Here is a 23,356-nt window from a genome sequence, read left to right as displayed (position 1 = left end):
AATCAACACTCGCACATTCCCTCCCCTGGATGCTGAGGCACACAAAGCGGTGCGGCTCAGCAGCTCGTTCCGTTCGACCCCCAGCGGGTAATTTGGACATTCAGATGCCAGACTACCTACCCACGCGCTGCCCGAGCATTGTCTCCAACAACTTGCTCCCAGGATGCGCCGCCGCGATCAGATTACGGACCTGCGCTTGCACTTGGTCGACCGCAACGCCCGCTGCCGGTGCAGCCCGCAACGCCGCCGTGTAGGCATCAAGCACATCACCTCCGGTGATGTCGTATCCATAACCGAGCGCCATCCAGTGCAATGCCGCCAGACCGACGGCGAGCGCGAACCCAGGCTGCATTTCCGCATAGTCACGGGCGGCACGCGTCAGGGTGCGCGGGTCAGCCGACCAGTGCCTGGCCAACTCGACCGCCATATCGAATAGCCCCGTATCTTTGGCCGCGGCGAACCACTTGCCCTCGTTGCCCGGCGTGCTGGCAACGAGATCGCGCAGGATCGTTTCCTTCGGAATTCCCGGGTACTTCCTGGCGATCGCCCGAAATGTCGCCAGATAGGTTGTGCCTTGATTCGCCTCGATCGCAAAGCGCTTGTAGGCCTCTTCCGCGAGACCCGATTCCAGCAAGATCGTTTCGCACGCCAGGGCGATCTGCCAGACAGGGTCATTGAGTCCCCGCGATGCCTCGGCATAGCGCAAGGCCTCGGCACGCTTGCCCATGGCCACCAATGCCTTCACACCCCAACGCCGGTCGCGCCACCACTTGAACGGGGCTTTCTCGAGGAGCGCCAGAAGTTGCTCGTAGCGCCCTGCGGCGTACAGGCAGGCAAGACAGGCGGCGGTGCCGCCGTAGTACCGATGCTCACTTCGAGGTGATCCCCAGGCCGACTCCAGACCCGGCAGGAACTCGTCCGCCCAGGCCACCGCGATCTCGGGCGTGACGCACAGATCACCCCAGAGTTCACCCAGGGCTTCGATGTAGGACATGCCGTCATTCTCGACGGCGGCCCATAGTCGCTGCAGCCAACGCTGCCGCACACCGACATCCACAGTTGCTGCAGCGATGATCGGCACCAGGGTGTCGATAGCCTTGTTCACCGCCGATCCGATCGCCCCCGAAGAACTGTCCACCTGCTCCAATGCGGGAGAGAGTTTTTCCAGCAGGATGATGACGCCTTCCGCGGCAAGAACAGGCTCCTTGCGGCCCACCGCCTTGATCTCGGAGACCGCTTCCTTGATCCGCTGGATCGGCAGATCCGACCGCCAGCCGAACGCGCCACGGCGAAACCTCGGTGCGAACTGCCAGGCGTGCTTGGTCAAGGGCTCTTTTCTGTTTGTCGCCAAAATCTCCGATCTCCTTCAGTCGTGGCCGGCATCTGATTCTCCAGCCCCCAGCTCGTGTCGCAGCACATTTCTCGCCATGCATTACTCCGAATGATCGAGGCGAATCTGGATCCCGTCGCCGCCACCTTCGCGGCTGCGATGTTGTCCTTGGTCGATACCCAATTTAGAACCATGTGATGCGCACTCAGAGGCATTCTTCAAGCGCCCCCTTTGCCTTCTTTGCCTCTTCAGGCGGCAAGTTCTTGCGTCAAGTCCGGGTGACGGGCGATGAGGCGCAGCAAGCACAGCACGCCGCCGGGCGGAGCGAAACGGCCCTGCTCCCAGTCACGCAAGGTGGCGACTGGTGTCGAGATGCGTTCCGCGAACGCTGCCTGCGTCAATCCCGACGCCTCTCGGGCCTTGCGCACAAGAATCTGCTCGGGAGTCGTCACGCGCCCCGCCCGCGCCCGCGCCTCGTCCAGCGCCTGACGCAGATCCGGCAGCGGCTCTCCCGCGTCGGACTCGATAGCCTTGGCGATCTTGTACACGTCCATGTCACACCACCTTTCGGATGTCCTTGGGAAGCATGTTGTCCTGATCCGTTTTTGCGCATAGCGCCACCAGCAGCACGGCCTCCTCGTCGGTCAGGTTCAAGTAGATCACGCGCACCCCGCCGGACTTGTCGCTGCCTGCGCGCTTGCAGCGTACCTTGCGGGCTCCATCCGCCCCCGGAATCACGTCGCCCGCGTCAGCATGCTCAGCGATGCAGGTGATGAACTGCAGCCTCTCCTCGTCGGCCCAGATGCGATTGGCCTGCTTCTGGAACGTCGGAGTTTCGATGACCGTGCGCATGGCTAAATTGTGCGGGATTTCCGTAGATTTGCTTCAGCCGCGTGGTCGCTAAATCCCCATGCGGCACGCCTTGGCCTTCGCACCACCGGCCTGGATACTGCGTTCACCTCCAGTTCAAGGAGCGACGAGCGCCGACAACCAGCCTGCGATCGCACAGACGGCGAAACCTTCCAGTGCCTCGCGCGTACCGAATGCAGCGCTGGCCAGCGGCCCCAGGAAACTGGCCAATGCGAAGGCGCCGAACAGCAAGCCGAACGCCGTCTCGGCATGGCCATCCTTGACGACATGTGCGGCCAGCGCCGGCAGCTTGCCTGCCATGCCGCCGAAGGCCAGGCCCATGAGCAAGGGATACAGGGCGAACGCCCTCGCGTCCAGGCCATGCAGCACGGCCAGCAGGATCGCCGCAGCCAGGGCGTTGACGGCCAGCACCACCTTGCGGCTGAAGCGTCCGCCCCGGACGTCGGCCAAGGCGCCGAAGCCCAACCGCCCCAGGCCGTTGCCGATCGCCATGGCAGCGACCGCAACGAGGGCGAAGCTCGAGCCGAAGCCAAGTTGGCGGGTGAGATGTCCAACCGTCGCGAATGACGCCGACCCCAGAGGGGCGGCGATCAACACCAGACCCAGTGCCCAGCGCATCGACCGATGGCCCAGCATGGTCCGCATTCCGATACGCGGGGCCAAGTGCACGTCCTGCGCAGGCAGAACCGGGAGGCCGGCCCAGGCCAGCCAGCCCAGTGCGGCATACAGGCCGAGCAGCAAAGCCAGCGCCGCGCGCCAGCCAAAGTGACCATTGAGCGACTCGAACAAGGGCGCGCTTACCACCGACGACATGCCGTACAGCGCCAGCAGTGCGCCGCCCAGCACACCCCGGCGTTGTGGGTACAGGCGCGCGACGACGGCGATGCAGGCCGCCGTGGACAACCCGGCGCCAATCCCCAGGGCCACGATGCTGTAGCCCAGCATGAACGGCAGCGAATCCCCGAACACCAAACCGACCGCGCCACCGATCGTGAAGCAGCCGAGCGCCACCGCCAGCATCGCCCTGGGCGACATCCGCCGCAGCCCATGGCCGGCCAGGACAACAGCCGGAAGCAACGCGAGAGGCGTCAGCGAGAACGCCAGGTCGAGAGTCGCCCGAGGCCAGCCGCTTTGGGCATGGATGGCGGGCGCGATGGCGCCCCAGGAATAGATCAGCCCGAAGATGAACTGGAACGGCGCCAGCAGCAGCATGGGTGGCCATCGCCACCCGGTGCTCTGGCAACGGGCCGACACCATCATGCCAGTTCCCGGTGGATATCGGAGAACAGCCGCTCGGAAGCCGCGATGCCGCGCACGACCCCCTTCCTCATCCGGTGCAGCGCGTCAGCGCCCTGCGACAGCTTTCTCCGCAGAAGGCCATCCAGCGCAGCGCTGTGTTCGACGTCACAGATGCAATGCAGATCGATGGTCCGCATGTCCAGGCTCTCTTCGCTGCAGCCCATGCCCACGAGAGCGCGCTTCCAGAAGGCATACAAGTCGCAGACCCAGCACTCGATGGTTGAGAACGCGGCAAAGCTTTGCAGGTCATCGCCGTCGGTGATGATCGCCGCGTGTGCGTCGTAGAAGCGTCTGGAGATGGCTTTCGACGCGCTCTCGATCGTGACAATGCGCTGTTCGATGCCCGTCGCCCGGTAGGGTTCGATCAGGCGCAGGCTGTGGATGAACTGGCGGTAGAGTTCCCCATGCTGCGCCTTCCAGGAGCTTGGCTTCGCCGAACCAAGACCAAGCTCATCGACCAGATTCTCATAGATCACGGATTTCATCTCCTCATCCCGCAACGCCATGAACAAGCGGCAGACGTACTCGGTAAAGTCGTACACGAAGTCGGCGTACAACTCGAACATCAGGAAAAGCCTTCCGGGATCGCGCCCGACCGCCTGATTGAGGGGATGCTCCAAGACCAGCGCGGTGCGCAATTTCAGCAAGTCATCCAATCCGGCACCAGGCTGAACGGGAGTCGCAGAAACCACGGAAGCATGGGAATCGGTCAAGATGGCGGACATGGTTTCCCTCTCCTTTGGGATGAAAACGGGTGACACACAGTCTAAGAAGCACCAGTCGGCGAGCTTGCCGCCACATGAACCGAATTTTTGGAAGGAGATGAACACGTGGAAAACCAGACGCAGGGGACGTCGGCGCACGCATGGGAGCGGCTGCTGGCAGATCGCTTCGTGCCAGGCCAGGTCATCCTCGATGACGGCGGCCCCGGCGGCCGCCTGGAGCAGCATGCGAAGTTCAACAGGCTGTGGTTGGCGCAGCTATCGGTTCGCCCGCAGTCGATCACTCACGCGGTTCCAGATCTCGGCACGCTATCGGCCGAGGTACGCGCATCCATCGTCGCTCACGTCGTTGTCGAAGGCGACGGCTTCATTGAACAGAACGGCACGCGCCTGTCCTTCGGCGCCGGGGACATCTCGTTCCGCAACCTTGCCGAGCCATCGCGTGTCGTGTTCAAGACGCCCGGCAGCTTCTACGCCCTACGCCTGCCGGCAACGGCCATACGCCTCCATCGTGCGGACCACGCGAGGTACCGCCCCCTTGCGCCGCGGATCGCGCGCGGCGCCGCTCTGCCTGCGGAGACAGTCCGCCGGGCTCTCTCTGGCATGGCCATGGATGGCTCCTGCGGTACCGCCGATTTCTACATGTCCTTTGCGCTGCCGTGGCTGTTGGCAGCCGCCTATCACGGTGATTCAGCGCCAGCGCCCGCCATCCGAGCCGGAAATGAACTGCGCTGGCAACAGGCGCTCGACTACGTTGAGCAGCATTTGTACGACGCGGACGTTCTGTCCGCCGTGGCCTGCGCGCAAGCGATCGGCGTGTCAGAACGCTATCTGCACCGGCTGTTCGCCCAGCGAGGACTGCGCTTCTCGCGGATCGTGCTGGCCAAGCGTCTCGAGGCCGCGCAAGCGATGCTGCAATGCGAGGCCTACCGGGAGCAGGCCATCGCCTCCATCGCCTATCAATGCGGCTTCAAGGATCCCGCACATTTCAGCAGGCTGTTCAAGGAGCGCTACGGGGTATCGCCGCGGAACTGCCGCACGAATGATTAGGGCACTCTGCCGCTTGTCTGCGGTCAGACTAAAAGTTTCATCATCCGATGTTTGTCGGATGCTCAGGCTGGGGTGAGGTTAAGCGGCATGCCGGCGATGTGTAAACCCTCCCCAGTCGTCATGGTCGATTCCTGCCGATTCGCTGGCGACCATGATGACTAGGGCGCGGAACTACCGTACAAATAAACGCAGAGACTTTGGTGGTTCCGAAAACGCCAATCTGCCTTTGCGGCATTTTCTTCGCCTCCGAGTCGTCTCAATTCGTCGAATGACACCAGCCGACCGGCGATTGCGCTGGCTGCAACGGTGTATGGGTTGGCGAGCCAGACCTTGCCTGGGCCAGATCTGCCCGGGAAATTCCGGTTGATCGCGCTGACCGTCACGTCGTTAGCCGATTCCGATGCGCCAGGGCCGCAGTTGGCGCAAGCGCCACAACTCGGTTGGAGCAGTTCAGCCCCCACCCGCTCAAAGGCTGAGAGATACCCCATCCGTTCGCAATACCGCGCAACGTCCTCGGTACCGAACTGCAGATATAGCTTCACATTGCGTGCGACTCGCAACCCTTGCGTCACCGCCCAGGACAAAACATCATGGTATTGGTCGAAGTCCGACCGCTTGCCAGCCGTGCAAGAGCCACCGTAAGCGATATCGACAGAAGGACGCTCAATCAGGTCATTCAGCGGGATTCCATTGCCCGGGTCTCCGGGCAAAGCCACCATTGGCGACAAATCGGAGCAATCGAATCGCAGAATGTCGGCATAGTGCGCCAGTGCGTCGCTCCTCATCCAAGGCTCGACGGTGAACTCGATGTCCCTGCGTTCGCGCAGAAATCTGCAGGTCTGCTCGTCGGGTTCGACAATACCGGCGAAGCCGCCCAGTTCGGCCGTCATATTTGTAAGTGTGGCGCGTTCATCCACATCGAGCGCTCGCACTACGGAACCAGCGAACTCGAAAACCTTACCCACTCCAGCACCGTCTCGGATGCGGGGATCAGCGAGCAGACGTAATGCGATATCTTTGGCGGTCACACCTTCGGCAAGTTGACCGTCGATCTCAACCCTTAACACGTCGGGCACGATCATCCGTACGGCACCAGTGACCATGGCGTTAGCCATATCGGTAGTTCCCACACCAAATGCCAGGCAGCCAAGCGCACCACTGTGCGGAGTGTGGGAATCAGTGCCGACGACAAGTTGCCCAGGCAGGGCGTACCGTTCCGTCATCAACGGATGTGATATGCCCTCGGAGCCGACGCCGCCAGTTTGGCGACCGTGCTCACGCAGACCATGGGCACGCGCAAAGTCGCGATGGGCCTTGCACAAAGTGGAGATTCCGAGCATCGCTTCAGGGCTACGATGCGCTGCGCTCAGGTGTGCGTACGACAGGTGATCTTCGAACGTGAGCAGCGAAGGGGCGTCCACGACTTCCAGATCATTCCAGAAAGCGGAGCGCAGCAGGTGAGATGCCATGCCGGTGTAATACTCATGAATAAAGCGCCAGTCAGTGCGCACAAAGCAACCTTGGCCAGTCGCGGGAGCATCCCTGCAGCCAGGGGTCGTCAATAAATTCCGTTCAAGAATTTTGTGTGCCAGGGTCTTAGGCCTCGCGTCGCGTTCTTGCTTTCCGGAAAATCTACTGAAGTCCCACGATCGGCGCTGACCATAACGTAACAACCCCCCCGCACTCAGTATCTCCGCGGACAAGCTATCGCGCGAGCCGATGATCTCGTCCCACGTGATGGCTTCCCTTCGACACAGTCTCTCAACTAGCCCAAAGTCGGTTGAAGTAATCAGCCCCAGATTGTCCGCGTTCTGCCTGTAGATGCGCTCAAAGCTCTTGGCAATCACGAGACGGATGCCGGCGCTTCGCTCGGCAAGAGGGCTGTGTTCACGGGAGGAGCCTTTGCCATAGCGGTGCCCCGCCACTGTGACTTGAAATCCACCCTGCTTCACCGCGCCTTGCGGCACTGGGCGCTGGCCTCGAGTCTCGTAGCCGACGTAGGGAAAATCTCCGAGTCGCTCATCGAATAAGGTGAGCACCGGGATCGGCGTAATTTCGTCGGTGGAAACATCGTCGCGCAGCTCGCCTACATCATCAAACTCCAGATCGCGCCCGGCGAGCTGCGCGCCCACGAGCGCGGGTTCGACCGTTAAGAAGAGAATGCGGCCGGTCAGAATGAAGGGGGCCAATGGCGGCTCCTGGTTGTCAGTGAGGCGGCTCAGACGAGGTGCCTGAAATCGTAGGGAATGTCACGCAAGTAGATCGGGAGCTCAGCCTCATCTACATCGTCACGGACGCCATCAGTCGGCATTGGCAGCGCGCCCCACACGACGTAGATCAACGCCCCCTCGGGTGAGCGCCAAGCATGCCGACTGCCGGGGCGATAAACGACGAGATCGCCAGGACCGTAACTACCGTGATCGTCTTCGAAACGGCCACTCAGCACAAGGAAGCATTCATGGCCCGGATGGACGTGAGTAGTTGCACTCGCGCCAGGTGCGCACGACACCAGCGCAACATGTTGTCCAGAACTCTCGCACTTGAACAGGCTGAAAATACGGGCGCCATGGCGCCCGAGGCTCGAGTGTGTCGTCCATTCCAAAAGGTCGGGATCGGCGGCGGAGCCTAGATTTACCACGAGCGGGGGTTGGTTGAGGTTCATGGTTATATTTCCTTGAAAAATTTGGCGTTGGCGAAAGCGCCATCTAGGGTGGTGACGTCGGCGGTGCTACGCAATACCTTCACGGCAGCGTCATGTCGAACAGGGTCGAGCGCGGCTGTAGCTTCCTCGATCACGCTTACGTGGTAGTCGCGATCGTGTGCATCCATGGCGGTGGCGAGCACTACGAACTCGGTGGATACGCCAATGAGTATTAACTTCTCGATGCGCTGCGCGCGGAGCAGCAGTTCGAGATTAGTCTGGTAGAAGGGGCTGACGCGCTGCTTAACGACAACCGGCTCCGTTGATCGAGGAGCCAGTTCCGGCGGAGGTTGCGTTGCCCACGTACCGAGTTGCAGCCTCCGGTCCTGACGGGCCACTGAAAGCACGGAGGATCCTGTCGGGCATTCTGCGTAACTTTCGCTGAAACCAACCACTACATGAATCACCGGCAAACCATGCGCACGTGCGCGTCCGAGGGCCTGGGCGGCGTGGTGTAGCACTTGTCTCGACCGTACCTGCTCGGCATAGCCATCTCGACCGTACCAGCCATCGGGGTGAACAACTTCGTTAATCAGATCGAGCACCAACAGAGCGCTCTGAAAACCAGGGGAATTCATAGTGCGCTCCCAAAAACATTTGGATCTCTTGACGCTGGCAGTGTGGTTGCGCATCGGGAATATGGCAAAGTCAACGCGCGATGCGGAAGATTCGTGCAGGTGTAGTTCATGGTGTGTCTCTCAACGAAATTGCCATCAAAGAAAAACACCGACAGCTTGATTTAGAAGCTGCTGGTCGTCTCGCGGATGCGGAATCAGTGTCGCTCTTGCGGGGCGCAGTGCATCAGCCGCAATCGCATCCGCATCGACCACGAAATCGGTCCAAAAGCCGGGTCTGCTACTACCAGCATGCATGAACCAACGGGTATGCTCGGTCGGAATACCCAGCACGTACAGATTGTGATTGGGCCGTTGGTTGCGGTCCAGCGGATGAAAGGGTGGCGGAGTCACTGCTACACCACCGGTGACCAAGACCTCATCATGGCTGGTGCCGCGGTTGACAAAGGGAGTCCAGATTCCCTGGTTTACAAGATGCTGCGCCAGGGACGAGCGATCCGTTGCGAGGTTTGGGATTGGGATGCGCGCGTCGATCAAAACGTCCACCTCCACCTCGGAACTATCGACCTGCGAGGATGTCATTACATATCGGCCTGTTGCGGGCCATGGCACCACCCGCACGTCCGGTCCGACGATGCGCAGCACGCCGGACCGGATCAAGGCAACCACCTGCTGCAACCGCACCAGAGGCGGACCAGCAGACAGCATATTGCTACGTGGTACGTACCACTTGAGGAAATCCTTCTCATGCGAAGTGGGCGTGAGCCCTCCGAAATCGACGGCCGCGCGGATTAACCCACGAGTATCACGGATAACGTCGAGAGCAGCCTTTAGCGGCGAATCGACGTTGCCGCACTGCGCATGCGCTACATCCTCCCTCAGATGCCGCAACAGAATGGACTCGAAGTGCTCAGGGCTGGTGAATCGGGTATCGGAAAATGGGTACGCTAACGCATCGAGGTCCAGGGCATTGATCGCCGAATCCCCCAACGTGCGCGCAAGTGCGACAATTATCTTTGACGTCGGAGTGGGCAATTGCAGCGCGAGTTGGCGAAACCTTGCTGCAGCCGCATCTCCCGCTGAGCGGCGCAAAGTCGTCTCGCAATAGACAAGGTTCACTTCAGCCATCAGAAGCGGCAGTATCTGCTCGCGAAAATCGATGTGGCAGTTCTGTCGCATCGCCAAAACTCGCTCCATCGTAAAAATCGCTGGCCGCAAGCGGTAATTGGGGTGCTTCTGATTCTTACCACGCGCCGGTATGCACAAGCCACTGCGCGAACCGGCATATAGGGCCGGCTCGCGGCCTGACGACACATACTCCAAACCGTCATTGCCGCCATTAACGAAACGCCCGCCGCGCCCGAGAGTTAGCGAGGCCAACACGTCGAAGAAAGACAGACCCAACCCCAGGATGCCCACCGGTGTGCCGGGGGCGATCTCCTCCAGTGGCATATCGGCGGCGGAGTCTCCGGCCAGGTAACGGATCCCGGCCGTGGCGTCCGCAAATTCCGAGAAACTCTGGTGGAGCGGCTCTAGATCGTGTTGGGAATGCCCCGTGGTGAGCACCACGCGGTGCACGTCGAGCGTGACGTCAGTGGACAGGCTGAGTTGACAGCCGTCGGCATGCGACCTGAGCGCTTCGACTCGCGCGCTGACCTTATGCAGCGGTACCCCCAGCAGGCGCAAGCTCAGTTCGATGGTCTCGAGAACATAGAGCATGTAGTGCCCATATAAGGCGCGCGGCGCGTAGCTGTTGGGACCGGGATAGGCAGGATCGCGCGCCTGCCACCATTGGGCGAGTGACGGCCCCGCTCCCGGTCGCGCCGGCCCCTCGGTCCACGGCCCGGAGAACGCCGACACTTCGTCGGCCACGGTGTTCATTACGAACCAATCCGGTTGATCGGTACGCCAAATGCGGCCGCAACCCACCTGCACTGAATCAATAAGGTAAAGCTGCAGTGGGCGCTGCAGCCCTTCCAGGAGTACCCGTGCCGTGATGCGCTCGAGTACCGATAGACCGCGCGGCCCGCTGCCGACGATGGCAATGCGATGCGCCACAAAGGCTTCTTCGTCTGAGATGCCCTCGCAGTCTCGTTGCGAGATGTCCAGCTTCAATTGTCGATACCTCCGGTGTCGATGCGTGGAATAATGGAGTGGCTCGGTGCAACTAGCGCCAGTCGCGTCAGAATGAACGAACGTGCGCTCAGGCGGACGCTCCATCCAACCGCGGTTGCGATTGGCGGTGCCGCAGTGCTTTGCACATCCGATCGATCGCTTTGTCGATCGTTTCGGCCGAGGTGGCGAACGAAAGCCGCACATGACCCTCGCCGCCTGGTCCGAACGCAGAGCCTGGAGTAAGTGCGACATGCGCCTCGTCCAGCAGCCACGCGGCGAGCTCGGCCGAAGTGGGAAATCCAGTTCCGGCGACCGACGCAAACGCATAGAAGCTGCCCTCGACCGATCGGCAAGAGAAGCCGGGAACTGAGTTGAGCCCCTCGACGATGAGACGCATTCGCGAGAGATAGGTGCGCGACATCTCGGCGATGGGCTCTTGGTCGCCAAGCAGCGCAGCCCGACCGCCAGCCTGCACGAACGATCCTGCACAACCGACGCTGTGTTGTTGCAACTTGAGCAGATCGCCCATCAGCGACGGTGGACCCGCCACGTAGCCCAGACGCCAGCCGGTCATCGCGTACGACTTGGAAAAGCCGTTGACGGTCAACGTTCTTTGTGCCGCCGCTGGCAGGCTGGCGATGCTGATGTGTCGAGCAGCGCAATAGACCAGCTTTTCGTAGATCTCATCTGCAATGATGAGTAGATCGTGCCTCTGTGCGAACTCCGCCACGGCTTCGAGTTCGTCGAGCGTTAGAACTCGCCCGGTCGGATTGGTGGGCGTGTTGATCAGGACGGCGCGGGTACGGTCAGAGCGTTTAGTCTCGATGGCCGCTTGTGTCAGCCGCCATCCGTCAGTGCTTTGCAGCGGCAAGGCCACCGGGACGCCACCGGCGATCCGGATCATGGCCAAATAGCTTGGCCAACAAGGCGTTGGAATGATGACCTCGTCGCCTGGCCGCAGCGCGCCAAGCAAAGAGATGAATAGTGCGTGCTTGGCCGACGGTGTGACGATGAGGCCTTGCTGTGGATCGACATCAATTGAATTGTCGCGACGCAGTTTGTCGGCAAGTGCCTGGAGGAGGCACGCATCACCGCGACTTGGCGTGTAGTGCGTCTGTCCTGCCGCGAGTGCCTCGTGTGCAGCCTGCTTAATGTGGTCCGGAGTATCGAAGTCCGGCTCACCGCTGCCAAGATCCAGGACGTCAACGCCCGACCGGCGCAATTGATGCACCTTGTCGAGCAAGGCATAGGTTGGGGATAGCTCCACCTGGGTGAGCCGGGATGTTGCGAAAGAAGTCATCGGCCTTCTCCCGCTCAGTCAGCGACTCGGCCGTATTGGCCTTCCAGCCAGCGATGCGCGTGGCGGTTAGCGGTGTCGTGATCGCGGAAGGCATAGGTCTTGAGCAGCCATCTCGATCGGGCGCGATCGGGATCTTGGATTTCGACCTTTTCACGGTTGTGTAGGCCGTCCTGATTGGCAAATGCGAGTAAGTCACCAGTGAGAATGCGATGGCGTGTCCGGGGAGCCAATGTCAGCGCGTTCTTCATCGCGATGAGCGCATCCTTAGCTTCCGTAGGCGCACCATCCTCGACGCCGGTCATGGTGTCAAGGTAGCGAAAGGTGTGGTCGTACTCCAAGATCGGATGCCGGTTCGAGGCCACCTGTCGCTCGTTGGTGTCACGAGAGTACACATCGAACTGTGTGACGAAGTGCGGCTTGCGCAGGATGGCCTGCATGTCCGCCGGCAGATGGCTCATCAGGTCACGTCCATCAACGAACCCGGTGAAGATCAACTCCGTTTCGGGGCAGCGCATGCCTAGGAGCGATATGAAATCGGCTCTGACCTCGTGGGCGGTCCGGTCGTTGTGATAGACGAGTTCGCTATCGCTGAAGCCGGTGAGCTTGCCGCTATAGCGGTTAATCGCGATCACGTCGGTGAAGAAATCACCGTTGTTGCGGCTGCCGTAGGCCAGCAATGGGTTACCGGTGAACTCCGAGAACACCGCGAGAAGTGCCTCGCCGATGAACGTCTGCTTCTTCCGGTACTTGTCTTTCACCGGATCGGCGGGATCTAGCTGAGGCACATCAGGGTCAATCGGACAGTTGCGCAAGACGTGGACGTTACTGACACCCCGGTCACGCTGTTGCTTGATCAGCAAGCAGGTATCGGCGAACCCAACGGGAATCTCTCCGGCCTCTATCACGCGCCGGACGTCACGCTGAAATTCAACGAACTCGGTGTAGGGGTTGGACTTGACCCGCTGCAGGACGGAAAGCAGGGTCTGGCGGTCAGCATCTGAAAAGCAGTAAAGAGGTTGCATCGATTGATTCCTCCGAAGTTGCATGGAAGCTCGTTTCGCAATGGCCGCTTATCCGGCACCACACCTGAAATCGAGAAGGCTGTGTAGCCATTGATCACAACCAAAAGCTCTTCCACAGGCGGCAACGTAATGCTATAAACTCATTACGTCAATTCTGTGACGCCACCACTGACGGGAGATGCACCATGCCGCACAATGACGAAGCCACTCATGCCAAACCTTCTGGTCACCGCTGGAAGGTGCTGGGAGTCGGCGTTGCTGCCAATGCCAGCTTTGCCGCCGTTTTCCAAGGCATTCCGATGGCTGCCGTATTCATGCGGTCTGACTACCATCTGAGTAACGAGCAGCTTGGCTTGGTACTGGGGCTGCTGGGGCTGGGCATTGCAATCAGCGAGGTGCCATGGGGCTTGTTAACTGACCGTTGGGGCGACCGCAAGGTGCTGTTGGCCGGACTGGGCGGAACAGCCCTGGCCCTGGGCTTGATGGTGTTGATCGCGGTGCCTCACGACGGGACGGTGCCGGCCGCATGGTGGCTGGGGGCTTGGCTGGCGGGCGTAGGGTTGCTTGGCGGCAGCGTCAATGGTGCCAGCGGACGCGCGGTGATGACTTGGTTCGCCGAAGGCGAACGCGGTTTGGCAATGAGTGTGCGTCAAACAGCGGTGCCCTTGGGGGGAGGATTCGGCGCGTTGGTGCTCCCGGCCCTGGCTTCATGGCAGGGCTTTGACGTCGTGTTCGGACTGCTCTCGTTGTTGTGTGCCGTGTCGCTGTATTTCACTTGGCGCTGGCTGCACGAGCCACCCACTTTGACCAGTTTGACCCTATCAAAAGCGGTCAAGACAACGGATGCATTGCCAGATGGGCGTCATCCCCTGCACGATGCCGCAGTCTGGCGTTTCGTGGCAGGCATTGGCTTGCTGTGTGCGCCACAGTTCGCCGTACTCACCTTTGCCACAATCTTCCTGCATGACTTTGCGCAAGCAGGCGTGGCACTCATAGCGGCGACCATGTTCACCGTGCAATTTGGCGCCATGGTGAGCCGCGTGTGGAGTGGTCGATGGACGGACCAGAAAAAGAATCGGCGTGAGTACCTGAGGCTGAGCGCGGCCTTGTCCGTCGTGGCCTTTGCTGCGCTCGCCCTGGGCGTTGTATGGGCAGAGCGCGCGGGTGGGGGCGGCGGGGCCGTAGCTTGGCTGGTCGGCCTGCTCGTTGTAGCCGGGGTCTGCGTTTCGGCTTGGCAGGGTGTGGCCTTCACCGAACTTGCCACCATCGTGGGCAAGCAACGCACCGGCAGTGCGCTGGGCATGGCCAACACTTGCGTTTTCGTTTCGTTGTTTTTCACGCCCCTGGCGATACCCTGGATACTGAGTATCAGTTCGTGGACAACCGTGTGGCTAGCTGCGGCAGTTTGCTCCCTGATCGTCATCCCGCTATTGCCTAAACCCGATAACGCCGACTTGTTGGCACGTTTGTTCAACCTTGGCCGCAGACAAGCCTTCCGAATAGACTGAGAAACCACAGTCACAGAGGGACCAGGTCATGGCTCTGACGGATTTCCGTTTCGACCTCGGCAGTCCGAGTCTCAACTTCATCGCGACCGTCGGCTCGCGACTTGGCGAGCATCCTATCGAGCGTTTGGACTCGGCGTCACGCCTTTCCGAGTGGATCGGACGAGCGGGATTGTTGCCCCCAGGTAGCCGCGAGCCCAAGGCGACGGTGGCCGACCTGGCCGCCGCAATTTTGCTGCGCGAGGCACTGTACCGCCTAGTGCATGATGTAGTGCATGGGATATCGCCGCGACGGGAGGACATGCGACTCGTGAATGAAGTGGCAGCGGCGACGCATCCGTCGCCCCCCCAGCTTGCGCGCCGCGACGGGTCGGTGTCAGCGGTCGCTGCCTCGCCAACAACGGTAACGCAGGTCTTAGCACTGCTTGCGCGGGACGCCATCTTGACGATAGGCGGGCCTGATCGGGCGTTCCTGCACGAATGCGAAGGCAAGACCTGTGACGGCATCTTCATCGACCGCTCCCGCGGTGCTCGGCGGCGATGGTGTTCGAGTCGAACCTGTGGCAATCAAGCGCGGGTCGAGCATTTTCGAGCAAAAACCGCTGACACAGCGTAAGCAATGGGATGGACGCCCCCACCTTCCGCGGTGACCTTGCCCGCGAAAAACGTATCCCTTGCTGAGTGATTCAATCCAAGCAAGAAACGTGATGTTGCTGCTGCGCGCGGTGAAAAAGAAATCCTTGGGGATACTGGCTTACCACAAGCCGTCTGCCTCTATGCATGCTCCAGCCGGGGAGTGTGGGCGCCGATGGCTGAACACCTTGACACACTTATGTGGCTTGTCTCTGGCTATTCTGCCGACAGTTGGATTCTGGAAATTGTGCCAATCCTCAGGCGGCTGGATTCGCTGAATTCACTCAAGTGAGGATGCAGTTAGCAATGGGTGGAGTGCTCACTGATAACGGGGATCAACATGATGGAGTCAAACCACTGGGAAGCTGTACAAGACATCAAGCTGCCGAAGTCGACAACAATCGACCTCAATGATTTCACTCCCCTATCCATATCCGTCATCAGGCGCGCCTTGTGCAGCTACGGTATTGCACTCGTCACTTTTGGCCGTGTGAGCGCCGAAAACGATGTGATCCTGTCGTTGATCAGCGCGCTCGGGCAGACGCACACACATGATGGCAAAGGCCGTGAAATCTGGGATGTGCGGGTCGGCGGAAGCGACGGTCTGGAAGCGCTGGCGATCTCGCACTCAGACCGTGAATTCTTCTTCCACACCGATTGCTGCTACGAGGCGGACGTGCCCGGCTATTTCGCGCTGTATGTCGTACAGCAGGACAGGCTCGGTGGAGGTGTGAACCTATTGATCAAGTCCGACGTCCTCCTGAGTCGTTTGTCTCCCGAAACCTTCCAGACTTTGACCATGGCGACTTTTCCGATTCGGGTGCCGGAGGAGTTTTATAAGGGGCGGGACAGAATCCATTCGTTATTGGTGGACGAAGATCACAACTTTCGCTATCGCCGCGATCTCATCGTACGCGAAGAATTGGACGCCCGGCAGAGCGCGGCCCTGACCGAGCTGGAAACGCAGATGGCGGACCCCAGGGTGTCGCGGCGCATTCGGCTGAGCGAACATCAGATGATGATTCTCGACAACAAACGCTATTTGCATGCCAGAACGCCGATCAAGGACCGTGCAAGACACCTGAAGCGGGTGCGGTTCAACATGGAATGTGCGGCCTGATCCGTTCAGTCAAAGTCGCTGGCAAGTCAAAACCACTCCGCAGTGCACGCCCACCTCATCTTCTCAATCGCGGTTTTCGCCATCGCATCGGTGCTGCACGGCGTCACTGGGATCGGTTTTCCGATCTTGACCACGGCGGCGCTGGCTATGTTCATGCCGCTTAAGTCGGCCATTCTGATCACGCTGTTTCCGACACTCGCCATCAACTTGCTGAGCTTTCTCAGCGGCCACAAGGCCAGCGATGTGATCAGGAGCAGTGCGCCGTTGGCCTTGTCCAGCACCGCGGGGAGTCTGCTCGGCGTGCAGTTGCTGTTCTGGGTGCAGCAGTCCTACCTGCTGCTGGTGTTGGCGCTGGCGACATTCTTTTATGTCTACTCCGCAGTTTTTCGCGACGTCAAGGTCGCTGCTCCAAGCCGGAGCGGCACACTCGCCTACGGCATGCTTGCCGGACTGGTTGGTGGTCCGACCAATGCGATGTCGCCCGTGTTGATGATGTTCCTGCTGTCGACAAGCGAGGACAAGAACACCATCAGCCAATCGGCCAACCTCTGTTTTCTGCTGGGCAAGATCAGCCAGCTCATCATCTTTTTTCTCTACGGCGAGACGATCTTTGAACCGAAGCTGTTGTCTTTGACTTTGGGCCTGACGGTGATCTCCGTCATCTTTCTGAACGTGGGCTTCACGCTGCGCAGACGGATCTCGGTTGCGCGGTTCAAGCACATCATCATCATCGTGCTGGCTCTGCTTGCCGTATCGCTCAGCGTCAAGGCCGTCACGCACTTGCTGGGCTCGCTTTGAAGGGTAGCCGTTCGAATGAATGGCTCACAACGCCAGCAGTTTGGCCGCTGAAGCAACCTCCTTGCAAGGGGATCTCCCTATCCTTGTGCAGCGAACAAACCCAATCTCGGGAGATCGGCCCCGGTCACATCGGAATCGTGAGGAGTCTGGCATGTCGGAGACGAATTCTCTTGATCTGACTCGCAAGGACAGCTACGCGCACTGGACTCAGGATCTGGCGCGCTATGGCGACACGGATCGCCAGGGACATGTGAACAACGCGGCCTTTGCGACTTTCCTGGAATCCGGGCGGGTGTCGATTCTGTACAACCCGTCCCAGCCCCTTGCGCCGCAAGGCACGTCCTTCGTGATCGCCCGATTGCTGCTGGAGTTTCGCTCCGAGATTCACTGGGGCTGCTCCATCGACATCGGCACGCTAGTCCTGCGCGTGGGCGCCAGCTCCGTCACCCTGGGGCAAGGGCTGTTCGTCGGCGACCGCTGCGTGGCCACGGCGGAGACGGTCATCGTGCTGATGGACGACAGCACCAGGCGATCCAGCCCTCTTCCCGACGCAACACGGGCCGAGCTGAAGCGGTACGAGATGCCGTCGGCGGCCGCGGCTGCCGGGCCCTGAGCATGAGCGCACCGCACGGCCGCTCCGAAGGCGCGCTCAACTCCCTCGGGGAGTCGAGCGGGGCGAGGAGGGTCGTCCAATGAGCGCACCGCACGGCCGCTCCCAAGCGCTCATCCCGCAGCGCGCAGCGCGGAGGGTCGTCCAGTGAGCAGCACGGTCGACTCGCTGAAGACGGTGTTCATTGGCGCATTCGCCCCTGTCCTGTGGGGCACCATGCCCATCGTGGCGACGCAGACCATCGCCCCGGGACATCCCCTGCTGGTGGCCACGGTGCGCAGCCTTGGCGGTGGGCTGCTGCTGCTCGCGCTGCTGCGCGAATGGCCTCCGCGCACCTGGTATGCGCGCGTCCTGATCCTGGGCCTGATCAACATTGCCGCGGTCTTCGCCCTGTTCTTCATTTCCGCGAGCCGCATCCCGGGCGGCGTCCTGGCCATCATCATGGCGCTGTCGCCATTCTGGGCGGCCTCGTTCGCCTGGCCCTTGCTGGGCCAACGGCCCAAGCTTGCAGATGCCGTACTGATCGGCCTGGGCGTGCTCGGCGTGGTCTTGATTGTGGGCACCTCGGACGCCCCAATGAATCCGCTGGGCGTGCTGGCGGCGCTGGGCGCTTCGGTCTGTATGGGGCTTGGGGTGGTGCTGATCAAGCGGTGGGGACGCCCATCGGGGCTGCTCGTCTTCGCGAGCTGGCAGCTCACCGCCGGCGGGATCATCCTCTGTGTGCTCACTCTGGTGTTCGAAAGGCAGCCACTGCCGCTCGATGCCGGATCTGTCGCCGGACTCGGCTACCTGATGCTCCTGGCCACGGTCGCAGCCTATCCCGCATGGTTTGTGGGGATCGAACGCCTGGGTGCGCAGCGCACATCGTTGCTGCTATTGTTGGTACCTGTCGTGGCCATGCTGCTCGGCGCCATCGTCCTCCAGCAAGGCCTCACGGGGCTTCAGTTTCTCGGGATGGTCGTCGTGTTGGGCTGCCTGGCGCTGTCTCAGCGCCACCTCTTCCTGAGGGAGCGGCACACCGATTCGTGATTTACAGTCTTGACCAATGGCTTGGCATCGGCGCAACGGATGCGTGCGCGATGGATGGTCTGGAGGCGAGAATGTCATCGATGCTCGCGAAAGTATCTTCACACCAGGTCCGCCAACGGATGGTTGCCGACGGCGACAAAACGTGCTCTGCGGTCTGGCTGCGCGCAATCGCCGAGTTGCTGCAAGCGCATTGTCTGGACGTGCCTCAACTGTTTGCGGAATCGGGCATGGTCATCGACATGCTGCACGGAGCACCCGGCCGCTTTGCCAGCGACAAGGTCTCCACACTATGGGGTCTGGCGGCGCTGCGCAGCAATAACCCCGCCATTGCTCTGACCATTCCCGAGCTGGCCAGGCCTGCGGCCTTCGGCGTCGTCAGCTATTCGATGCTGTCCTGCGAAAACCTCAGAGCGGGCTTGATGCGGCTCTCCCAGTACATGGGCGTGGTGAGTGAAGCGGCCACATTTTCCATCCACGAAGCGCCTGAGGGCTATTGGCTACAGCTCGATGTACAGCCCGAGCAGCAGGACGTGCCGCGCCAGCGCATCGAGTTCGATTGGCTCACCATCCTGGCATTCTGCAAGTGGGCCACAGGGCGGGAAATCCGCCCGCTCGCCATGGAGTGGCAAGCGGAAGATCCGGTCAATCCTGGCCCCCATCAGGCCGTGTTCCCTTGTTCGATGACTTTCGGCTGCGCGGCCAATCGCGTATTGCTTTCGCGCAGCGACATCCTCGCGACACTGCCAACCTGGGACGACCATCTGTCGGAATTGCACGATTCCTTGGCACGTGAGCAACTTGCATCGCTTCAGCCCCCCTCGACGTCAAGCCGCGTCAGGATGCTCATTGAGCAAGGGTTGCGAAACGGCGTGCCATCAAAGTCGGACGTCGCCCGGTCGTTGTGCATGAGTGAGCGCACGCTGCAGCGCAGGCTCGATGGTGAAGGCGTCACGTTCAAAAGCCTGATGGATGTCGTGCGACGGGATCTCGCGGACAACCTTCTCCGGCGCGCAGATGCATCGTTGGATGATCTCGCCGTCGCCTTGGGGTTTGCCGACGAAAGCGCAACGTATCGCGCCTGCCGGCGCTGGTTCGGAATGACGCCAGGAGAGTATCGACTTCATGTCGCCACACCCCGCGGCGCCAGTCCACAGCGTTCTTGATCGGTCGCCGTTCCATAAGACGAAACGCATGCCAATCGATACGGTGGTGGCCTCACCGTCTTCCTTCATACGCCGGCAGAATCATCGTCCGATTCACCAGCACGTTGAACGCATAGCCCGGCCGGATGATGAGTGTGGGCTGGATGTTCAGGTTGCGATTGAGCAGGTTGGTGCCGACGTTGTTGAGCTGCTGCGCGGTGGCTGCTGCTGCCTGCTGGCTGGCGGACGGGGTGTTGAGGGCGCCTGAGTTCTGCGGCTGGCTGAGCTGCGCGCCGACGCCGAGCAGACTCATCAGGATGGCGCTGCCGAAGACGCGGAAGTAGTGGTTGTCCACTTGGTCGTGGAATCCGGCCTGCCCCTTGCCATCGGTGCCCTCCATGCCGCGCAGGTCGATGGTGGCGCCGTTCGGGAAGATCAGCCTGCTCCAGGCCACCAGCACGCGGCTCTGGCCGTAGGCGATCTGGCTGCTGTACTGCCCGATCAGGCGCGTGCCCTGGGGAATGAGCACCACACTGGGATTCAAGCTGTCGTACACGGTCTGCCGCACCTGGGCGCTGATGGTGCCGGGCAGATCGCTGTCGATGCCGGTCAGCATCACGGCCGGGATCACGCTGCCGGCGAACAGCTCATGCCGGGCCAGGGGCGGCTGCACCGCGGCGGGCAGGTAGCCGTTGTCGCCCTGGGCCTGTGCGGCGTCAAGGAAGCCCTTGTTCTGTTGCTGGGGCGATGACTGACCTGCACCGCCCTGCCCTGTCGCGCCCTGGAGTGCAGTGAGCGCCTTCTGCAGGGCTTGTTCCTGCTCGCCCGGCTTGGGCGCTGCGCCGAGTGCGAGGCGGCGCAGTTGGTCGGCCGTATCGCTTCCACCCAACCTTGATGCGCTGGGCGCTGCCAACTCGACCTTGGCCAGGTGCGCGCTCTGGGCGGCCAGCACGGCGCCCTCCAGGTCTTTGTAGTGCTGCTCTTCCAGCCATTGGTGATACTTCTGGGCGGGGGTGAGCTGCTGCGGGTTGGGAGTCGTGGCCAGGGTCGTTCCTGGGGCTGGGGTTTGCAGGGATGAGCCCGGCGAGCTGGCTGAAGCCTTTGGTTTGGCCGGGTTCGATGCGCCGGGAGCGGGTGTCGCATTCGCCTGGGCCGCGCGCTGCATGGCCGCGATGTCGGGACTGGTCTGGCCGACCTGTTGCGCCCCGGAATCGCCGCCGTCAGAGGGGGCTGCCTGCTTGTTCCCGGCGGTCATGATGCCGAGAATCATGCCGCCAGCGATGACGCCCCCTGCGACGAAGGCGACTTTCTTGAAGTTCTTGCTCAGACGGGCGCCGCCCTCGCGCGGCGTGCCCTTGATGCTCAGGCCTTTCTCTTTCTTCTTGCCGGCGGTGGCGCCGTCCACGTCCTGCGCGAGCAGGCGGCTGTCGGTTTCTGGGGTGTCGGGTTGCTGGGGGTTGGTCATCATGGCCTCCTTCAACGCGCCCACCAGCCGGCGTTCATCTGCGCGTGATGGCAGGTGACGCTGCGCGAGCCTTTGCCAACTCCAACGACCAGCTTGAACTTCTGCGGCAGACCATCGATGACGAAATAGTCGTTCACCAGGCGGCTGTTGAGCAGCTCGGTGGTGTCGCTGGTGACGTTGAACACGGCGGGCGCATCGGTGTAGCGCATCTTGCCCGGCATTTGCAGATAGGTATGACCGCCGCCGGAGAACACGCGCAGCGGCAGCAGGTCGTCGTTCTCAAGATCGGCGTGCCCGTCGTCGAGTTTGCAGGTGTAGTTGAAGTCCAGCGTCGAGGGGTCGATGTGGCCCAGGGGGGCGACGACGGCCTGCTGCTTGGCTGCCGCCTGCGCCGCTTCGGCTGCGCGTTGTTGGGCGGCCTGTTGCTCCATGTTGATGACCAGTTGCTGCGGATCGTAGAAGCCGATTTGCGGCACATAGTTGTGCTTGTCGCTGACCAGGGTCATGTAGTACACCCGGCCGGCGTCGGTGGTGACGGCCAGATTGGTTGTCAGGCCTGCGGCGGTCGGTTTGACCACGACGACCGGCGTCTTGCCGGCATCGGCGGTCTGCACCAGCCAGCGCACGCTGTCGCCGATGGACAGGTTGGTGATGTGCTCGCCGGGCAGCAGGTTGATAACGCAGATGTGCAACGGCGCGCAGGTGATGGTGGGCTGGCTTTGGCCGTAGGCATACATCACCATGCCGTTGGTGCCGACCATGCTGGGCGCGCTGCCGGTATTCAGCCAGGTCTGCGCGGCGGCCGTGGTCGCCCGCCAGTACAGCGGGATCGGCGCCTTGAGGTCGTAGATCTGATGGCTGGTTTGCAGTGGGATCGATGTCGTGGTCTGGATGTCGGGTTTGGGTTGGGAGGCTGACGCTGCCGACGGCGCGGCGTGGGCGCTGGCCGCTGCGGCCAGGATGGCCAGGGCGAGCAGGGATTTGGTGGGATTCATGTTTGATCCTCCTGATAGAGCATGATGGAATTGACAAAATCTGGCCGCAGGATGCGCGGGCGCACCACGACGCCGAGCGCCCAGGTCGGCAGGCCGACAGCCGCAAGCCAGAAGGCATAAAAGAAGGGGTTGAAGCGGTAGCCCGCTGAATCGAACACAAAGGGCATGGCGATCAGGACGAATGGCACACACAGAACCAGGGCTTGTCCAATCGTCTCCAGGAAGGCTGAGACGATGTAACGCCCCGTCCACCTGGCGGCGGTTTTCTGGTGTTCCATCAGAGCGGTCACTTGGCGCCGCCGACGATCTGCGTCCAGGTCACGTTCTTGACGAACAGACCCAGCGGGTTGTCGAGCATGACCTGGGGGTTGTCGGCCAGCTTGGTGTCGAGGCCGGTGGTGATGTTGGCCCGCCAGTGCTCAACCGGTTTGGGCTGTCCCCCCTCGTAGCGCTGCTCATCCCAGCCGACCTGCCAGGTGTCCTTGCTGACGGGCAGGACGCTGGTGATGGTGACATTGACTGTGAAGTCGCCAAAGGGCGGGTGGGCCGCGTAGTAGGTGTTGAGGTAAGACCCGGCGTTGCTTCCTGCCATGGCGTAGACCTTGGCGATGAGCGCTTTCTGCGCAAGAGGATCGGGGATGACGCTGCGCGCCGTCCACACCCAGTTGGCGACCTGCGCCTCGATGATGCGCTGGCTGACGGCGTTGCCGCCCGCGGGTTGCGCCATCGCCACCGGGTTGCCCATCTTGTCGAGGGCGACGACGAAGGGCTGGATTTTGCTTTGTCCGCCGACGTAGGCGATGCCGGCGACCGCAATCGCCGCAACGGCTAGGCTGGCGAAGGCGGCGAGCCGCCAGGTCTTTGCGCGGGCGAGCGCGTCGCCATAGCGCTCATCCCATTCGCGCCGGGCGTTGAGGTAGGGGTTGGCTTCGGCCATACCGTTCTCCAGGGTGACGGCGCCAGACATTGGCGCCCTGCCCTGACTCTGCGGGATGGGGACAAGTGCATCAGCGGGTGATGCGTCTGTCAGGGAACCCGCGTCCGTGCTTTGCACCGACGCAAACCCATTGGCCCG

The 23,356-nt window shown here is 61.6% G+C and carries 23 protein-coding genes; 8 read left to right on the top strand and 15 right to left on the bottom strand.

The window, feature by feature from the left end; translation table 11 throughout:
- Nucleotides 1-112: 112 nt before the first annotated feature.
- The 5 genes from BIO17B3_RS12495 to BIO17B3_RS12475 form a co-directional block, all read right to left on the bottom strand.
- Nucleotides 113-1,327, bottom strand: a complete 1,215-nt coding sequence (locus tag BIO17B3_RS12495) for a hypothetical protein (RefSeq protein ID WP_156054272.1) — start codon at nucleotides 1,325-1,327, stop codon at nucleotides 113-115.
- A gap of 251 nt (nucleotides 1,328-1,578) precedes the next feature.
- The gene (locus tag BIO17B3_RS12490; RefSeq protein ID WP_013123536.1) at nucleotides 1,579-1,884 is read right to left on the bottom strand and encodes a DNA-binding transcriptional regulator; all 306 of its coding nucleotides are present in this window, start codon (nucleotides 1,882-1,884) and stop codon (nucleotides 1,579-1,581) included.
- A 1-nt stretch (nucleotide 1,885) separates the two neighbouring features.
- Nucleotides 1,886-2,182 (bottom strand): hypothetical protein, encoded by a 297-nt coding sequence (locus tag BIO17B3_RS12485; protein ID WP_013123537.1) that lies wholly within the window; start codon nucleotides 2,180-2,182, stop codon nucleotides 1,886-1,888.
- Nucleotides 2,183-2,296: 114 nt separating this feature from the next.
- Nucleotides 2,297-3,412, bottom strand: coding sequence for an MFS transporter (locus BIO17B3_RS12480; protein WP_013123538.1), 1,116 nt, complete (start codon nucleotides 3,410-3,412; stop codon nucleotides 2,297-2,299).
- A gap of 44 nt (nucleotides 3,413-3,456) precedes the next feature.
- A complete protein-coding gene (locus BIO17B3_RS12475) occupies nucleotides 3,457-4,224 on the bottom strand; it encodes an iron-containing redox enzyme family protein (RefSeq protein WP_013123539.1) in 768 nt (255 codons plus the stop codon).
- A 105-nt stretch (nucleotides 4,225-4,329) separates the two neighbouring features.
- Here BIO17B3_RS12475 and BIO17B3_RS12470 point away from each other — a divergent pair, with 105 nt between their 5' ends.
- A complete protein-coding gene (locus BIO17B3_RS12470) occupies nucleotides 4,330-5,271 on the top strand; it encodes an AraC family transcriptional regulator (RefSeq protein ID WP_094159852.1) in 942 nt (313 codons plus the stop codon).
- 158 nt (nucleotides 5,272-5,429) lie between these two features.
- Here BIO17B3_RS12470 and BIO17B3_RS12465 read toward each other — a convergent pair whose 3' ends face one another.
- The 6 genes from BIO17B3_RS12465 to BIO17B3_RS12440 form a co-directional block, all read right to left on the bottom strand.
- Entirely contained in the window at nucleotides 5,430-7,460 is a 2,031-nt protein-coding gene (locus BIO17B3_RS12465; RefSeq protein WP_156054271.1) for an aconitase family protein, read from the bottom strand.
- A gap of 29 nt (nucleotides 7,461-7,489) precedes the next feature.
- On the bottom strand, nucleotides 7,490-7,933 hold the full coding sequence (locus tag BIO17B3_RS12460) for a cupin domain-containing protein (protein ID WP_156054270.1): 444 nt from the start codon (nucleotides 7,931-7,933) through the stop codon (nucleotides 7,490-7,492).
- Nucleotides 7,934-7,935: 2 nt separating this feature from the next.
- Nucleotides 7,936-8,550, bottom strand: a complete 615-nt coding sequence (locus BIO17B3_RS12455; protein ID WP_172979018.1) for a cysteine hydrolase family protein — start codon at nucleotides 8,548-8,550, stop codon at nucleotides 7,936-7,938.
- Nucleotides 8,551-8,685: 135 nt separating this feature from the next.
- The gene (locus BIO17B3_RS12450; protein WP_172979019.1) at nucleotides 8,686-10,662 is read right to left on the bottom strand and encodes an FAD/NAD(P)-binding protein; all 1,977 of its coding nucleotides are present in this window, start codon (nucleotides 10,660-10,662) and stop codon (nucleotides 8,686-8,688) included.
- Between the two features lie 88 nt (nucleotides 10,663-10,750).
- A complete protein-coding gene (locus BIO17B3_RS12445; protein WP_156054267.1) occupies nucleotides 10,751-11,962 on the bottom strand; it encodes a pyridoxal phosphate-dependent aminotransferase in 1,212 nt (403 codons plus the stop codon).
- A gap of 14 nt (nucleotides 11,963-11,976) precedes the next feature.
- Nucleotides 11,977-12,984: a TauD/TfdA family dioxygenase gene (locus BIO17B3_RS12440; protein ID WP_156054266.1), complete on the bottom strand. Its 1,008-nt coding sequence runs from the start codon at nucleotides 12,982-12,984 to the stop codon at nucleotides 11,977-11,979.
- A gap of 185 nt (nucleotides 12,985-13,169) precedes the next feature.
- On the opposite strand from BIO17B3_RS12440, the gene BIO17B3_RS12435 reads away from it, so the two are divergent.
- The 7 genes from BIO17B3_RS12435 (at nucleotide 13,170) to BIO17B3_RS12405 (ending at nucleotide 19,842) form a co-directional block, all read left to right on the top strand.
- The gene (locus BIO17B3_RS12435; RefSeq protein ID WP_156054265.1) at nucleotides 13,170-14,492 is read left to right on the top strand and encodes an MFS transporter; all 1,323 of its coding nucleotides are present in this window, start codon (nucleotides 13,170-13,172) and stop codon (nucleotides 14,490-14,492) included.
- A gap of 28 nt (nucleotides 14,493-14,520) precedes the next feature.
- Nucleotides 14,521-15,105, top strand: coding sequence for an ABATE domain-containing protein (locus tag BIO17B3_RS12430; protein WP_156054264.1), 585 nt, complete (start codon nucleotides 14,521-14,523; stop codon nucleotides 15,103-15,105).
- A 357-nt stretch (nucleotides 15,106-15,462) separates the two neighbouring features.
- Nucleotides 15,463-16,242 (top strand): TauD/TfdA family dioxygenase, encoded by a 780-nt coding sequence (locus BIO17B3_RS12425; protein WP_156054263.1) that lies wholly within the window; start codon nucleotides 15,463-15,465, stop codon nucleotides 16,240-16,242.
- 42 nt (nucleotides 16,243-16,284) lie between these two features.
- Complete coding sequence (locus tag BIO17B3_RS12420) at nucleotides 16,285-17,040, top strand: sulfite exporter TauE/SafE family protein (RefSeq protein ID WP_172981004.1); 756 nt, start codon at nucleotides 16,285-16,287, stop codon at nucleotides 17,038-17,040.
- Nucleotides 17,041-17,191: 151 nt separating this feature from the next.
- The gene (locus tag BIO17B3_RS12415) at nucleotides 17,192-17,653 is read left to right on the top strand and encodes a thioesterase family protein (RefSeq protein ID WP_156054261.1); all 462 of its coding nucleotides are present in this window, start codon (nucleotides 17,192-17,194) and stop codon (nucleotides 17,651-17,653) included.
- Nucleotides 17,654-17,797: 144 nt separating this feature from the next.
- Nucleotides 17,798-18,679: a DMT family transporter gene (locus tag BIO17B3_RS12410; RefSeq protein WP_156054260.1), complete on the top strand. Its 882-nt coding sequence runs from the start codon at nucleotides 17,798-17,800 to the stop codon at nucleotides 18,677-18,679.
- A complete protein-coding gene (locus tag BIO17B3_RS12405) occupies nucleotides 18,676-19,842 on the top strand; it encodes an AraC family transcriptional regulator (RefSeq protein ID WP_156054259.1) in 1,167 nt (388 codons plus the stop codon). The genes BIO17B3_RS12410 and BIO17B3_RS12405 overlap by 4 nt, the downstream gene beginning before the upstream one ends.
- Before the next feature lie 52 nt (nucleotides 19,843-19,894).
- Here BIO17B3_RS12405 and BIO17B3_RS12400 read toward each other — a convergent pair whose 3' ends face one another.
- Genes BIO17B3_RS12400 through BIO17B3_RS12385 form a run of 4 tightly spaced genes read right to left on the bottom strand, consistent with a single transcriptional unit; the run spans nucleotide 19,895 to nucleotide 23,248 of the window.
- The gene (locus BIO17B3_RS12400; protein ID WP_232054281.1) at nucleotides 19,895-21,289 is read right to left on the bottom strand and encodes a TrbI/VirB10 family protein; all 1,395 of its coding nucleotides are present in this window, start codon (nucleotides 21,287-21,289) and stop codon (nucleotides 19,895-19,897) included.
- 8 nt (nucleotides 21,290-21,297) lie between these two features.
- Nucleotides 21,298-22,281: a TrbG/VirB9 family P-type conjugative transfer protein gene (locus tag BIO17B3_RS12395; protein WP_156054257.1), complete on the bottom strand. Its 984-nt coding sequence runs from the start codon at nucleotides 22,279-22,281 to the stop codon at nucleotides 21,298-21,300.
- Nucleotides 22,278-22,571, bottom strand: a complete 294-nt coding sequence (locus BIO17B3_RS12390) for a hypothetical protein (protein ID WP_146748665.1) — start codon at nucleotides 22,569-22,571, stop codon at nucleotides 22,278-22,280. Before BIO17B3_RS12390 ends, BIO17B3_RS12395 begins: the two co-directional genes overlap by 4 nt.
- Nucleotides 22,568-23,248: a VirB8/TrbF family protein gene (locus tag BIO17B3_RS12385; RefSeq protein WP_232054280.1), complete on the bottom strand. Its 681-nt coding sequence runs from the start codon at nucleotides 23,246-23,248 to the stop codon at nucleotides 22,568-22,570. Before BIO17B3_RS12385 ends, BIO17B3_RS12390 begins: the two co-directional genes overlap by 4 nt.
- Nucleotides 23,249-23,356: the final 108 nt, after the last annotated feature.

It is taken from the genome of Thiomonas sp. OC7 (assembly GCF_900634595.1).
Taxonomy (GTDB): Bacteria; Pseudomonadota; Gammaproteobacteria; order Burkholderiales; family Burkholderiaceae_C; genus Thiomonas; species Thiomonas arsenitoxydans.
The sequence above is the reverse complement of the archived record's forward strand: the minus strand, read 5'-3'. Positions and strand labels throughout refer to the sequence as shown.